The 13,802-nt window shown below is 60.8% G+C and carries 14 protein-coding genes; 8 read left to right on the top strand and 6 right to left on the bottom strand.

The window, feature by feature from the left end; genetic code table 11:
- The first annotated feature begins 38 nt into the window (after positions 1–38).
- Both AC3IT9_RS20025 and hemB read left to right on the top strand, forming a co-directional pair.
- On the top strand, positions 39–749 hold the full coding sequence (locus AC3IT9_RS20025) for a glutathione S-transferase family protein (protein ID WP_489270823.1): 711 nt from the start codon (positions 39–41) through the stop codon (positions 747–749).
- Positions 750–991: 242 nt separating this feature from the next.
- A complete protein-coding gene (gene hemB, locus AC3IT9_RS20020) occupies positions 992–1,966 on the top strand; it encodes a porphobilinogen synthase (protein ID WP_150759599.1) in 975 nt (324 codons plus the stop codon).
- 123 nt (positions 1,967–2,089) lie between these two features.
- Here the strand turns inward: hemB and AC3IT9_RS20015 are convergent, their stop codons facing one another.
- Positions 2,090–3,625 (bottom strand): FAD-dependent oxidoreductase, encoded by a 1,536-nt coding sequence (locus AC3IT9_RS20015; protein ID WP_489270822.1) that lies wholly within the window; start codon positions 3,623–3,625, stop codon positions 2,090–2,092.
- Between the two features lie 136 nt (positions 3,626–3,761).
- Between AC3IT9_RS20015 and AC3IT9_RS20010 the strand changes: the two genes are divergently transcribed.
- Positions 3,762–4,853 (top strand): DUF1615 domain-containing protein, encoded by a 1,092-nt coding sequence (locus tag AC3IT9_RS20010; protein WP_150759600.1) that lies wholly within the window; start codon positions 3,762–3,764, stop codon positions 4,851–4,853.
- Between the two features lie 76 nt (positions 4,854–4,929).
- Here the strand turns inward: AC3IT9_RS20010 and AC3IT9_RS20005 are convergent, their stop codons facing one another.
- On the bottom strand, positions 4,930–5,253 hold the full coding sequence (locus AC3IT9_RS20005; RefSeq protein WP_489270821.1) for a hypothetical protein: 324 nt from the start codon (positions 5,251–5,253) through the stop codon (positions 4,930–4,932).
- Between the two features lie 261 nt (positions 5,254–5,514).
- Here AC3IT9_RS20005 and AC3IT9_RS20000 point away from each other — a divergent pair, with 261 nt between their 5' ends.
- On the top strand, positions 5,515–6,138 hold the full coding sequence (locus tag AC3IT9_RS20000) for a glutathione S-transferase family protein (RefSeq protein WP_150753096.1): 624 nt from the start codon (positions 5,515–5,517) through the stop codon (positions 6,136–6,138).
- A 128-nt stretch (positions 6,139–6,266) separates the two neighbouring features.
- Here the strand turns inward: AC3IT9_RS20000 and AC3IT9_RS19995 are convergent, their stop codons facing one another.
- Entirely contained in the window at positions 6,267–6,707 is a 441-nt protein-coding gene (locus AC3IT9_RS19995; protein WP_007987990.1) for a CBS domain-containing protein, read from the bottom strand.
- 346 nt (positions 6,708–7,053) lie between these two features.
- On the opposite strand from AC3IT9_RS19995, the gene AC3IT9_RS19990 reads away from it, so the two are divergent.
- The gene (locus AC3IT9_RS19990; protein WP_489270820.1) at positions 7,054–9,414 is read left to right on the top strand and encodes a DNA polymerase II; all 2,361 of its coding nucleotides are present in this window, start codon (positions 7,054–7,056) and stop codon (positions 9,412–9,414) included.
- Here AC3IT9_RS19990 and AC3IT9_RS19985 read toward each other — a convergent pair.
- Positions 9,379–9,849: a DUF1810 domain-containing protein gene (locus AC3IT9_RS19985; RefSeq protein ID WP_150753094.1), complete on the bottom strand. Its 471-nt coding sequence runs from the start codon at positions 9,847–9,849 to the stop codon at positions 9,379–9,381. The genes AC3IT9_RS19990 and AC3IT9_RS19985 overlap by 36 nt on opposite strands.
- A gap of 29 nt (positions 9,850–9,878) precedes the next feature.
- Entirely contained in the window at positions 9,879–10,700 is an 822-nt protein-coding gene (locus AC3IT9_RS19980; protein WP_489270819.1) for an aldo/keto reductase, read from the bottom strand.
- Positions 10,701–10,907: 207 nt separating this feature from the next.
- Between AC3IT9_RS19980 and AC3IT9_RS19975 the strand changes: the two genes are divergently transcribed.
- Positions 10,908–11,657, top strand: coding sequence for a hypothetical protein (locus tag AC3IT9_RS19975; protein ID WP_489270818.1), 750 nt, complete (start codon positions 10,908–10,910; stop codon positions 11,655–11,657).
- 152 nt (positions 11,658–11,809) lie between these two features.
- Positions 11,810–12,595, top strand: a complete 786-nt coding sequence (locus AC3IT9_RS19970) for a sulfite exporter TauE/SafE family protein (RefSeq protein ID WP_150725814.1) — start codon at positions 11,810–11,812, stop codon at positions 12,593–12,595.
- A gap of 20 nt (positions 12,596–12,615) precedes the next feature.
- Here the strand turns inward: AC3IT9_RS19970 and AC3IT9_RS19965 are convergent, their stop codons facing one another.
- A complete protein-coding gene (locus AC3IT9_RS19965) occupies positions 12,616–12,984 on the bottom strand; it encodes a VOC family protein (protein ID WP_150725815.1) in 369 nt (122 codons plus the stop codon).
- A gap of 171 nt (positions 12,985–13,155) precedes the next feature.
- Here AC3IT9_RS19965 and AC3IT9_RS19960 point away from each other — a divergent pair, with 171 nt between their 5' ends.
- The gene (locus AC3IT9_RS19960) at positions 13,156–13,707 is read left to right on the top strand and encodes a DUF4174 domain-containing protein (RefSeq protein ID WP_150753092.1); all 552 of its coding nucleotides are present in this window, start codon (positions 13,156–13,158) and stop codon (positions 13,705–13,707) included.
- The last annotated feature ends 95 nt before the right edge of the window (positions 13,708–13,802 follow it).

Raw genomic sequence — 13,802 nt, 5'->3', positions numbered from 1 at the left:
TATGATCGTCGCTCTCAATGTCTTCGTGGATCCCGCCCATGACCGATCTGTCCGCATTCCCCATCACCCGCAAATGGCCTGCCCAGTACCCGGAGTGGATTCAGCTGTACTCCTTGCCAACCCCCAACGGCGTCAAGGTCTCGATCATGCTCGAAGAGATCGGCCTGCCGTATGAACCTCACCGGGTAGGCTTCGACACCAACGATCAGATGTCCCCGGAATTTCTTTCCCTCAATCCCAACAACAAGATCCCGGCGATCCTCGACCCCCACGGTCCGGACGACAAGCCGCTGGCACTGTTCGAATCCGGGGCGATCCTGATCTACCTGGCCGACAAGAGCGGACAACTGCTGGCCCAGGAGTCGGCAGCGCGCTACGAAACGATCCAGTGGCTGATGTTCCAGATGGGCGGCATCGGCCCTATGTTCGGCCAGCTCGGGTTTTTCAACAAATTCGCCGGCAAGGACTACGAAGACAAGCGCCCCCGTGACCGCTACGTCGAGGAAAGCAGACGCCTGCTTAAAGTGCTCGACGGCAGGCTGCAAGGGCGCGACTGGATCATGGGCGAGCGCTACACCATCGCCGACATCGCTACCTTCCCGTGGGTGCGCAACCTGATCGGCTTCTATGAGGCTGGCGATCTGGTGGGCATCCAGAACTTCCCTAACGTCACGCGGGTGCTGGAGCGTTTCCTGGCGCGGCCGGCGGTGGTGCGCGGGCTGCAGATTCCAAGTCCCGTTTCAGGTTGAACTCCATCCCCTGTGGGAGCGGGCTTGCCCGCGATGGCGTAGTGTCAGTCAGCATTTATATCGACTGACCCACCGCTATCGCGGGCAAGCCCGCTCCCACAGGGTAATAGGTTGGTTGCAGGGATTGTTGCCCAGCCTGCAAGAGTTTGTTGATTACCCAGGGTTTGTGCCCCGCGCCGCGCAGGGCATAAGCTTTGTCTCCCTACGACATTCGTCTCGTCCTCTGAAATCCAGGAATACCCATGTCCAGTCAGTTCCCCGAAGCACGCCCACGCCGTCTGCGCCGCAATGCGAGCCTGCGCAGCCTGTTCCAGGAGACCGAGTTCAGCCTGAACGACCTGGTGTTGCCAATTTTCGTCGAAGAAGAAATCGACGACTTCGTGCCGATCAAAAGCATGCCGGGCGTGATGCGCATTCCCGAGTCGAAACTGGCCGGCGAGATCGAGCGCTACGCCCGTGCCGGGATCAAGTCGGTGATGACCTTCGGCGTGTCTCATCACCTGGACAGCAGCGGCAGCGACACCTGGCGCGATGACGGCCTGGTCTCGCGCATGTCGCGCATCGCCAAGGACGCGGTGCCGGAAATGATCGTGATGTCCGACACCTGTTTTTGCGAGTACACCGACCACGGCCATTGCGGCGTGCTGCACAACCATGAAGTCGACAACGACCAGACCCTGATCAACCTCGGCAGGCAAGCCGTCGCGGCGGCCCGTGCCGGTGCCGACGTGATCGCCCCCTCGGCGGCGATGGACGGGCAGGTCCAGGCGATTCGCCGGGCGCTCGATGCCGCCGGGTTTACCCAGACGGCGATCATGGCTTATTCGACCAAATTCGCCTCGGCGCTCTATGGCCCGTTCCGCGAGGCGGGCGGCAGTGCGCTCAAGGGCGACCGTAAAAGCTACCAGATGAACCCGATGAATCGCCGTGAAGCGGTGCGCGAATCGTTGCTCGACGAACAGGAAGGCGCCGATGCGCTGATGGTCAAACCGGCCGGTGCGTACCTGGACATCATCCGCGACATCCGCGAAGCCTCGCGCCTGCCGCTGTCGGCCTATCAGGTGAGTGGTGAGTACGCGATGATCAAGTTTGCCGCCCAGGCCGGGGCCATCGATGAAGACCGTGTGGTGCGCGAGAGCCTGGGGGCGATCAAGCGGGCCGGGGCAGACCTGATCTTTACATACTTTGCGATGGATCTGGCCTTGGCCGGGATCTAAGGACCACCGCATACCCCCTGTGGGAGCGGGCTTGCTCGCGATAGCGGTTGATCAGACAGAATCATGTTGACTGACACTCCGCTTTCGCGAGCAGGCTCGCTCCCACAGGGGGATGTGGTGTTTTCAGGTCGCGCCAAAAAACGGCCGGATCCCGTGATCACGGAAATACCGTTCGATCACTTTCGGGTCCGAGCAGGTTTCGGCAATCGCCACATAGGTATCGGGCCGCAGCAGATAAAAGCCATTGCGCCCCAGGCCCGCCGCTTCGAACGCCGGTCGCCAGTCGAACACATGCAGTGGCAGGTGGTGCTCGTGGCACCAGGCGATCATCTCGTCGCTGGTGTCGCCATAGATATGCACCTGCCAGGTCAGGCACTTGAGCGACTCGAAATTATCCCCCTCACCGTCATGGGCCCAGGGCAGGCGATCACCGCCATGCACATGCCCGGCAACGCCCGTGCTCAACGGCATTCCACGATAATTCAGGGTGATCTGCGACACCGTGCGAAACAGGAACTGGCGGGAGGTTTCGAACGAGGTCATTTTCGGTAACAAGAACGGGGCCAGGCGCGTACGCAGCAAATCGGCAATCGGTCCGTCGGCGGTGACGAAAGTGAAGACCCGGTCGGTGGTGGCCACCAGTTTGCGCGCAAACGCGATGCGCTCGGTTTCATAGGTATCGAGCAGCCTGGCCTCGGCACCGCCGCTCAACACGGCCGCCAGTTTCCAGGCCAGGTTGATGGCATCGCCAATCCCGGTGTTCATGCCCTGACCGCCCGCCGGGCTGTGCACATGTGCGGCATCACCCAGCAAAAACGCCCGGTCCTTGCGGAAGTGATCCGCCACCCGATGATGCACGCGGTAGGTCGAGAACCAGTTCAGTTGCTCGATCTTCACCTTCATATGTTCGATGGCCCGACTGCTGACGTCCTCGAAGCGCAGGGTCTCGGCATGTTCGGCGCGCTCGTCGCGTACTGTGCCGATCAAGCGCGCGCGACCACTGCTGGCCAACGGGAACACGGCGAGGAAGTCCGCCTCGTCGAGATCCACATGCAGTTCGCCATTGAATGTCGGGCCGCTGGCCTGCACGTCGGCGACGTAGAAAATCTGCTGGTAGGTCCCGCCGGGAAATCCGGTATCCAGGATCTTGCGTACAATCGACCGGGCACCGTCGCATCCGGCCAGGTAACAGGCCTGGCAGATTTCCTGCTGGCCGTCGGGCAGGTGCAGCGTGGCCGTGATGCCGTCTGCGGTTTGCTCGAAGCCTGCCAGTTCAGTGTTGCGCTCCACCGTAATGCCGAAGGCTTCCAGGCGCTCGATCAGCAGCCGTTCGTGTTCGTCCTGCGGGAAGATCTCGAGAAACGAGTAGGGCGTCAGGCCCTCACCGATCTGGGACAGGGGCAGGTGCGCCACGGGCTCACCCTTGACCCAGAAGTTGCCGGCCTTTACTTGATGGCCGTGTTGCACCACGGCGTCGTCCAGCCCGAGCTGGCGATACAACTCCAGCGTCCGTGCCTGGACGGCCAGTGCCCGGGACGTGGTGCCAGGGGCGGAGGTTTTGTCGACGATCCGCACGCGCACGCCCAGTTTGCTCAGCCACAACGCCAGGACCAGCCCGGTCGGGCCGGCGCCGATGATCAACACGTCGCTGCGGTGCATGACCTGTCCTCCTCGCTGTGTGAATCAAGTATGGTCCAGTCGGGGAGGGCGGCAACCGTCGGACTGCCACGGACGTAGCCGCTGACCTGCCATTGGTCGTATGGTTGGCCCCGACAAACGGATTAGATGGAACGACATGCAAATCAGATTGATCACAAGCGTCGCCGTGTTGCTGGTATTGGCCGGTTGCGGCAGCCAACGGACCCAGGAACCGGCGGCGCGCAGCCCGGCCGAAGTGAAGGCCGAGATTGTACGTTTACTGCCGGCCAAGGCCGCCGATCCCCAAGGTTGGGCCACGGATATCCAGGTGGCGTTTACCGCGCAAGACATCTCGCCGACCACGAAAAATCTGTGCTCGGTGTTGGCGGTGACTGAACAGGAGTCGACCTTTCAGGTCAATCCGGGCGTACCGGGCCTGGGCAAGATCGCCCGCGACGAGATCGACCGTCGCGCCGCCAAGGCACACATTCCCGGCCTGCTGGTGAGCAGTGCGTTAAAGCTCGATTCGCCCAACGGCAAAAGCTACAGCAACCGCCTGAATGCCGCGCGCAGTGAAAAGGAACTGAGCGCCATTTTCGACGACTTCATCGACATGGTACCGATGGGAAAAAAACTGTTCGGCGGCTTCAATCCGGTGCATACCGGCGGGCCGATGCAGGTCGGCATCGATTTTGCCGAACAGCAGGCCAAGGGTTATCCGTACCCGGTGAAGGGCTCGATTCGTCATGAAGTGTTCACCCGGCGCGGCGGCATGTATTTCGGCATCGCGCATCTGCTCGGGTATCCGGTGAGTTACCCACAGCCGTTGTACCGCTTTGCGGACTTCAACGCGGGTTGGTACGCCAGCCGTAACGCCGCGTTCCAGAACGCAGTGAGCCGGGCTTCCGGTATCCCGTTGGCGCTGGATGGCGACCTGGTGCGCTACGGTTCGATCATGCCCGGCACCACGGAGCTGGCCGTGCGTACCCTCGGCAAGCAACTGGACATGCGCAATCCGACGATCCGCGACCAACTGGAAGAGGGGAAAACCCTGGCGTTCGAAGACAGCAAACTCTATCGACGGGTTTTCGAACTGGCCGAACGGGCCGAGGGCCGGCCGTTGCCCCGTGAAGTGTTGCCGGGGATCGTGCTGCAAAGCCCGAAAATCACCCGCAAACTCACCACCGCGTGGTTCGCCAAACGGGTCGATGAACGTTACCAGCGCTGCATGGCGCGGGCAGTAAATTAATCGCGGCGAAAAAACGCATAAAAAACCCGGCGGGTGAGGCCGGGTTTTCCTTGAGTCCTGCGGTCAAGCACTGCATTCAGACAGCACGGCTTTCGATCAGACGGTCCGAGCCACCTTCAGCGACGCGGTTTTGCAGCAACTTGTCGGAACCGCCTTCGGCAACGCGGTTTTCCAGCAGGCGATCCGAACCACCTTCAGCCACACGATTCTCGATCAGGCGATCGGAACCACCTTCAGCCACACGATTCTCGATCAGGCGATCGGAACCACCCTCGGCCACACGGCTTTCAATCAGACGATCCGAGCCGCCTTCAGCGACCACAGGTTGAGCAGAGTTTGCGGCGAAAGCGTTAACTGCGAAAACCGAGAAAGCGATGCTGAGGAGGGTTTGGCGTTTCATGATGGTGTGCTCCGGGGTGCTTATGAGTGGGTATGGAGCAGATGTTACGCCGGGGATTTTTTAAGAGAACTTCATTGACGTGATGGTGAACATCGACGGCAATGATAGGACCGACGACACACCCCTTGTGAGCGTGATGGGGCGATCGTCGGATGGCCGTGGTGTGGCGGGTGGCGGCTTCTACACTGGATAGCTGGCGCGTTCCTCTGCCGGGACGATTGATGAGGCACTGCAGAGATCGCGGTGTGCAAGGAGACGTTTATGTACCAGCTCTACGGTTATCAGAACTCTGGGGCGGCGGCCATCGAAGCCGCCCTTGAACTCTGTGATATTCCTTATCGCTTCATCGATGTCGAGGCATCCGCGGAGGCGGCCCAGGCGCTGGAGAAACTCAATCCGCTCAAACAGATTCCGACCTTGCAGCTACCCGATGGCGGCGTCCTGACCGAGAGCGCGGCGATCCTGATTCACCTCGGTCTGTCCTTTCCCGCATCGGGGTTGTTGCCGCCAGACCCGGCCGAGCGGGCCCAGGCCATTCGCGGCATGGCGTACATCGTCAGCAATTGCTATGCGGCCATCGGCATCATCGATTACCCCGAGCGCTGGCTGGCCGAGGCGGATGAGTCGTCCAGGCAGAACCTCATGGAGGGCGCCCGCCGGCGCCTGCACTGGAGTTGGGAGGTGTTTGCCGATCAGTTCTCGGGCGAGTTGTACCTGGGCAGCGAGAAGCCAGGTGCCCTGGATGTACTGGCGGCGGTGATCTCGCGATGGGCGGGCAGTCGGGAACATTTGCGCATTGCCCGGCCGGGGTTTTTCGCCTGGCTGGAGCGCATCGACCGCCACCCGGCACTGGCACCGGTGTTCGCCCGGCATTGGCCAGTCTGAACACCCAAAATCCAATGTGGGAGCGAGCCTGCTCGCGATAGCGGACTAACAGCCAACATCTTTGTTGAATGTTAATCCGCTATCGCGAGCAGGCTCGCTCCCACAGGAGGAAAGCAAGGTGTCCGGATTTATTCCCCGCGAATGTACTGCTCCAACTGCTTGATCAGTTCCGCCTGTTCGGCAATCGCTTCCTTGACCAGGTCGCCGATCGACAGCAGGCCGATCAATTTGCCGCCTTCGACCACCGGCAAGTGACGCAGGCGTCTATCGGACATGATGCCCAGGCAGGTCTCCACGGTTTGATGGGTGTCAACGGTAATCACCGGCGATACCATGATGTCGCGCACCGGCGTGCCCACCGAAGAGCGGCCATGCAGCACCAGTTTTCGCGCATAGTCCCGTTCGCTGATGATGCCCAGCACTTCATCATTCTCCACCACCAGCAAGGCGCCGACGTTTTTCTCGGCCATCTTCATCAGTGCTTCGAGCACCATGTGGTCGGGTTTGATCTGGTGCACTTCCTGGTTTTTCTGATCTTTGAGCTTGAGCAGTTGGGCGACGGTTTTCATGGTGGTTACTCGGGTGTTGTCGTTGTTCTTGAAGAATCGTAGACGCGAGCGTTCAGGGCAAGGGCGAATGCGGCAGATAACACGCAAAAAACGTCATTTGGCGGTTTTTCTTGGGTAAACCTCACATTTCAGGCCAACGAACCACCTGTGGGAGCGAGCTTGCTCGCGATAGCGGCATTACATTCAGCGTTGGTGTTGACTGGCCCACCGCTTTCGCGAGCAAGTCGGATCGCCGCACCGCCGCTCCCACAGGATCGGTGTCTGCCTGATATACCTGCGGCAAACGGGCTATCGCTGTCGATGACGGGTAGAATTCTCTTCTGAATCAACGTTGAGGTTTGCAGTGGTGGATCTACAGCAGGGCTTCGTCCTGACCCGGCATTGGCGCGACACCCCGGCCGGTACGGAAGTCGAATTCTGGCTGGCGACCGACAGCGGTCCCCGGCGTATCCGCCTGCCTCATCAACCGTCGGTGGCATTCATTCCTGCTGCGCAGCGTCAGCCCGCCGAACGTGTTTTGCATGACGAGAAGAACGTCGAGCTCAGGCCCCTGGCCCTGCAGGATTTCGAACATCGCCCGGTCCTCGGGCTTTACTGCCAGCAACATGGCCAGTTGATGCGCCTGGAAACCGCGCTGCGCCGGGCCGGTGTCGAGGTGTTCGAAGCCGACGTGCGCCCGCCGGAACGCTACATGATGGAGCGCTTCATCACCGCACCGGTGCGTTTCAGTGGCACGCCGAATGCCGAGGGCCTGCTGCTCGACGCGCAGATGAAACCCGATCCGGACTACCGGCCGAGCTTGAAACTGGTGTCCCTGGACATCGAGACCACGGCCCAGGGCGAGTTGTATTCCATCGCCCTGGAAGGCTGCGGCGAGCGTCAGGTGTACATGCTCGGTCCGCCCAATGGCGACGCCAGCCAGGTGGACTTCCAGCTCGAATACTGCGATTCGCGGACCCTGCTGCTGAAAAAACTCAACGACTGGTTTGCCCGGTTCGACCCCGACGCGATTATCGGCTGGAACGTCGTGCAGTTCGACTTGCGGGTGCTGCACGAACACGCCCGACGTCTGGCGGTGCCGTTGAAACTGGGGCGTGGCGGCGAGGAAATGCAGTGGCGTGAACACGGCAGCGGCAATCACTACTTCGCTTCAGCCGCTGGTCGCTTGATCATCGACGGTATCGAGGCCCTGCGTTCGGCAACCTGGAGTTTCCCCTCGTTCAGCCTGGAAAACGTCGCGCAAACCTTGCTCGGCGAGGGTAAGTCCATCGACAACCCGTACCAGCGCATGGACGAAATCAATCGCATGTTCGCCGAGGACAAACCGGCGCTGGCCAAATACAACCTCAAGGACTGCGAACTGGTCACGCGGATTTTCGCCAGGACCGAGCTGCTCACCTTCCTGCTGGAGCGAGCCAGCGTTACCGGTTTGCCAGCCGATCGCATGGGCGGTTCCGTGGCGGCGTTCACGCACCTGTACATGCCGCTGATGCACCGTCAGGGTTTCGTTGCGCCGAACCTCGGTGGCAAGCCACCGCAAGCCAGCCCCGGCGGTTTTGTCATGGATTCGCAACCGGGACTCTACGAATCGGTGCTGGTGCTCGACTACAAAAGCCTCTATCCGTCGATCATCCGCACCTTCCTGATCGATCCGGTGGGGCTGATTGAAGGGCTCAAGCACCCGGACGACAGCGAGTCGGTGCCGGGGTTTCGTGGCGCGCGTTTTTCTCGCACCCGGCATTGCCTGCCATCCATCGTCGCCCGGGTGGCCGAAGGCCGGGAAACCGCCAAGCGCGAACACAACGCGCCGCTGTCCCAGGCGCTGAAAATCATCATGAACGCCTTCTACGGCGTACTCGGCTCCAGCGGTTGTCGCTTCTTCGACACGCGCCTGGCGTCATCCATCACCTTGCGCGGGCACGAGATCATGCTGCGCACCCGCCAATTGATCGAGGCCCAGGGCCATGCGGTGATTTACGGCGACACCGACTCGACCTTCGTCTGGCTGCGTCGCGCCCATGGCCAGCAGGAGGCGGCGCAGATCGGCCACGCGCTGGTGGCGCACGTCAATCAGTGGTGGCGCGAGCACGTGCAGCAGGAGTACGGCTTGCAGAGCGTTCTCGAATTGCAGTTCGAAACCCACTACAAGCGCTTTTTGATGCCAACCATTCGCGGCGCCGAAGAAGGCAGTAAAAAGCGCTATGCCGGGCTGGTCACCCGTGACGACGGCAGCGACGAAATGGTCTACAAAGGCCTGGAAACCGTGCGCACCGACTGGTCGCTGCTGGCCCGGCAATTCCAGCAGGAGCTGTATTCGCGGATTTTCCTGCGCAAGCCCTACCAGGATTATGTGCGTGACTACGTGCGTAAGACCCTGGCCGGTGAATTCGATGACCGGCTGATCTACCGCAAACGCCTGCGCCGCACCCTCGACGACTATCAGCGCAACGTACCGCCCCATGTGCGCGCGGCGCGCCTGGCCGACGAGTACAACGACCGGCAGGGGCGCCCGCGCCAGTACCAGAACGGCGGCTGGATCAGCTACGTGATCACCGTCGCCGGCCCTGAACCGCTGGAAGTGCGCAGCGCGCCCATCGACTACGACCACTACATCACCCGGCAGCTGCAACCGGTGGCGGACGCGATACTGCCGTTTGTCGACGACGATTTCTCAACCCTGGTTGGTGGGCAACTGGGCCTGTTTTGAGTCCATCAGCGACAGGGTCCAGTCATCCAGGATGCCGTGGAAGTATTGGTTCAGGGCTTGCTGGAAAAGGCTGTCGGCGTCGGTGACCTGGGCAAACAGGGTCATCGAGGAATGAAACTTCAGGTCGTCGGGATGGCCGAAAATCCCGGCCACCGAGCGCTCCCGGATATTCAGCACTTCCTGGGTGCAGGTGCGTAGCCGGGCGCCCAGCAACGGGTGCTCAAGGTAGGCCAGGGCTTCCTCCCGCGAGCGGATGGCAAAGCGGCGCGACATCTCGCTGTCACCGAGCCCGGCAAACTGCGGAAAAATGAACCACATCCAGTGACTGCGCTTGTGTCCGTTGCTCAGCTCGTTTTGAACCCGGTCGAATACCGGGTCCTGAGCCTGGAGAAAGCGTTGCAGATTGAACGGGTCCAGGTGGTCGGTGCTTCTCATGGTGAAGCTCTCTGACAGACTGCGTTGGCTCAGACCATGGCCAACGGCTGTTTGCGTTGTGGCGCGCGAAACACTTGGTCCAGCGCCTCCAGATCCCCGGGTTCAAGCTGCAATGTTGCGGCCTGGGCATTGAGCCGCACATGCTCGGGTTGGACCGCTTTGGGGATGGCGATCACTCCTTCCTGACGCAGTATCCATGCCAGTGCCACCTGTGCCGGTGCGACGTCGTGACGGGCGGCCACCTGCTTGAGCGTGACGTCGAAGAGCATTTTACCGCCTTGGCCAATCGGGCAGTACGCCATGATCGGCAGCCGTTGCTGTTGGCTCCAGGGTAATAAATCAAATTCTATGCCCCGTTGTGCCAGGTTGTAGAGCACCTGATTGGTGGCACAGGCCGGGGCGTCGAGCTCCAGCAAGTCGTCGAGGTCGAAATTGGACACACCCCAACGTCCTATCTTGCCGTCTTCGCGCAGGCGTTCGAAGGCTTCGACGGTTTCCTCCAGTGGATACTGGCCGCGCCAATGCAGCAGATACAGATCGATGTAATCGGTGCCAAGCCTGCGCAGGCTTCGCTCGCACGCCTGGGGAATGCCCTGGCGGCTGGCATTGTGCGGGTACACCTTGCTGACCAGAAAGACGCTGTCACGCTGGCCGGCGATAGCATCGCGGACCACTTCCTCGGCGCCGCCTTCGGCGTACATTTCCGCGGTGTCGATCAGGCTCATGCCCAGTTCGATGCCCAGGCGCAGTGCCGCGACTTCTTCCGTATGCCGTGAACGGTCTTCGCCCATTTGCCAGGTCCCCTGGCCGATGACCGGGACCCTGGCGCCAGCCAGTTCAAGCGTGCGCATGCAAACCTCCTTTATGAATGCCGATGGTTGTTTCAGTGGGCAGCAGAATAGTCCATCGGTTCCGCTGCAGGCGGTGATCTCTTGAGCTGCAGCCTGCCGGTGATCGATTGCTCTGTGCCGATACTGCACTTTTTCGACATGTCCGGCTCTATCCATGGCAGCCTGCGGCGATCCCCACCGCCGGCCCATGCCCAAGTCCAAGAACCCATGGCTCGAGTTTCACCCGCGATCACCACAAAAATCCGTCGTCATTGCCTGCTGCTTGCAGGTCTGTCGATGTTCTTCGTCACCGGTTGCAGCCAGCAGCAGGGCGGCGACATCATCAACCAGATGCGCGAAGGCAAACCCCAGGAGTTCCTGCAGACCAGCGTCGACCGTATGGCTACCCTGACCATGCGCGACAACCTCGACAGCCTTTACCTGCTGATGAGCAAGCTCTACCTGCGTAACCCCGATGAGCTGAAAAAATCCGGTTTCCTCGATGCCCGTACCGCCGGCAAGCAAGTGCGCATGGCCATTGAGATGCAGGAGCCATTACCGACCCTGGGCGGCAAAAAGGATCTCGCAGCCCTGCGTTTTGCCATGAGCCCGGAGTTTCTCGGCGATCGGGTCGGGGCGTTTATCTATGCCATCGGCAGCATGCTGGTGACCGCCCATGGCAATCGTCTCGAGTTCTACATGACCGATACGATCAATCCGGTATTCGTCAGCAATGCCGCGCGCAACATCGAGATCGCCACCTGGATCCTCAGCCAGCGACAGAACAAAGAAGGCCAGCCCTTGCTGTTCTCCAACGAAATCTCGGAGGAGGGCAGCAACCTGAGCTTTGCCGTCGAGTTCGGCAAGATCGTCGCCCGGCTGGACCTGCTGACCCAGATGCTCGACGAACGCTACCGGCGCATCGGCCTGAACTATGCGCAGAGCCTGCTGTTCCTGAATTTCCTGCCGGTGCAGTGAATCCAGCACGAAACCCTGTGGGAGCAAGCCCGCTCCCACAGGGTGGCATGACACTTCAGGGCATAAAGATAGATCGCATCGATATAACTGGTTATAAGAAATATCGCTATGCTGCGGGCCAGATTTCCCTTGCGATCTTTGTGGACGTATTCATGGATTTAGTGAACATCGGGTTGGTCGTTGCCGGGCTGGTCGTCGGCTTCATCGTCGGCATGACTGGCGTGGGTGGCGGGTCGCTCATGACGCCGATCCTGCTAGGGTTCGGCATCAACCCGGCGACGGCGGTCGGTACCGATCTGCTGTACGCCGCCATCACCAAATCCAGCGGCGTACTGGTTCACCGCAAGAACAACAACATCGACTGGGCGATTACCGGCTGGCTGACCTTGGGCAGCGTGCCTGCGGTGGTGTTGACGCTGTGGTTCCTCAGCACCCTGCACAGCGCCCCCGAGGCGATGAACGCGATCATCAAGCAGGCCCTGGGTTTTGTGTTGTTTGCCACGGCACTGGCGATCCTGTTCAAGAAGCGCCTGCTCGACTTCGCCCACAAACGTGCGGGCGGCAACTACAACCCCAGCGGATTGCGCTTGAACGTGATGACGGTCATCACCGGGCTGGTCCTTGGCACCATGGTCGCGCTGACGTCCATCGGCGCTGGCGCACTGGGCACCGTGGCACTGTTCATTCTCTATCCGATGCTGCCGACCCGCCGCCTGGTGGGGACTGAAATCGCCCACGCCGTGCCGCTGACCCTGGTCGCAGGCCTTGGCCATGCCAGCATGGGCAACATGGATTGGCATGTCCTGGGTTACTTGCTGGTGGGCTCGTTGCCGGGGATTTACCTGGGCAGCCACCTGACCGGGCGCATCTCCGACGAACTGCTGCGCCCTTGCCTGGCGACCATGCTGTTGCTGATCGGCTATAAACTGGCGTTCTGATTCAAGCCGCCACGCCAGCTTCATTCGCGGGTGAATATTTCCAGCAGATGCCCGTCCGGGTCATCGAAATACACCCGCCGTCCTCCCGCGAAATCATTGATCTCCCTCAGTCGCTGCTTGCCCGGGTCGGCCCACCACGGCTGACCGTTGGCTTGCAGGCGTGCGAAGGCTGCATCGAAATCCTCGTCGCCCAGCAAGAATGCGTAGTGCTGAGACGCTATCGGCGGGTCGTTGTCGTAGAAATCCAGTGACACGCCGTTATCCAGTTTGACGATCAGCATGGGCCCGAAGGGCTGCGGGGCGGGCAGGCCAAGGAGGCTGGCCAGGAAATTCGCCGAAACCTGCTTGTCCCGGCACCAGACGATGGTGTGGTTCAACTGAGTGCTCATGGGCCAGTCCTCACGACGGATCAGGCGGGTTGTCATGAGTCTTCAGATTAGCCCAGCCTGTTGCGCAATGACCGCCCTGACCTAAGCTTGGGGCAAGGCGAGCAATATTTGCGGTACGTCGATCGCCGCGATGCGCAATCATTAGAGCGTGGATATCAAAAGGAGATGCGCATGCTCATCAGGTCACTGACCCTGGCTACTTTGCTGGCGATTGCCGGCACCTCGTTCGCCGCTGATGGCGACTCACCGCTGGACATGGACAAGGGCAGGGCCCGGCCACTGATCGTCATCGCTCCGAGCACGGTTGATCCGATCTGGGTCAGCCTGAAAAAGTCCCTGGATGAGCCGGCCAATCGCAAGGGTTTCACCGACCGCAACATGGTGCTCTACACCGTACTCAACCTGATGGGCCAGCGCGACGGCAAGGACCTCGGGCCACAAGACACGGCGGCGCTGATCCGCTCGCTCAAGCTGGGTGCCGGCGCCAAGACCAAGGTGATTCTGGTCGGCAAGGACGGCGAAAAGAAACTTGAACAATCGGACGCCATCAAGCTGGACGAGATTTTCAGCGCTGTCGATCAGTTGCCGGCGGCCGAGAAAGAATTTACCGCGACTGTGGCTGCTCCTGTCGCTGAAGCCGAGCCGGCTGCCAAAGGCGCCAAGCCCGGGAAAAACAGCAAACCGGCGAAACCCGCCAAACCGCCCGAAATGCCGGATGATTGAAACGACACTGAATTCTGGTGGTGAGCAATTAACCTGTGGGAGCGAGCTTGCTCGCGATGGGGGCCTGATATTCAACATTTATATTGATTGTTACG

Source organism: Pseudomonas sp. KH_046_1 (assembly GCF_057839025.1).
Note: the sequence above shows the minus strand (reverse complement) of the source record. Positions and strands in the feature narration are given on the sequence as shown.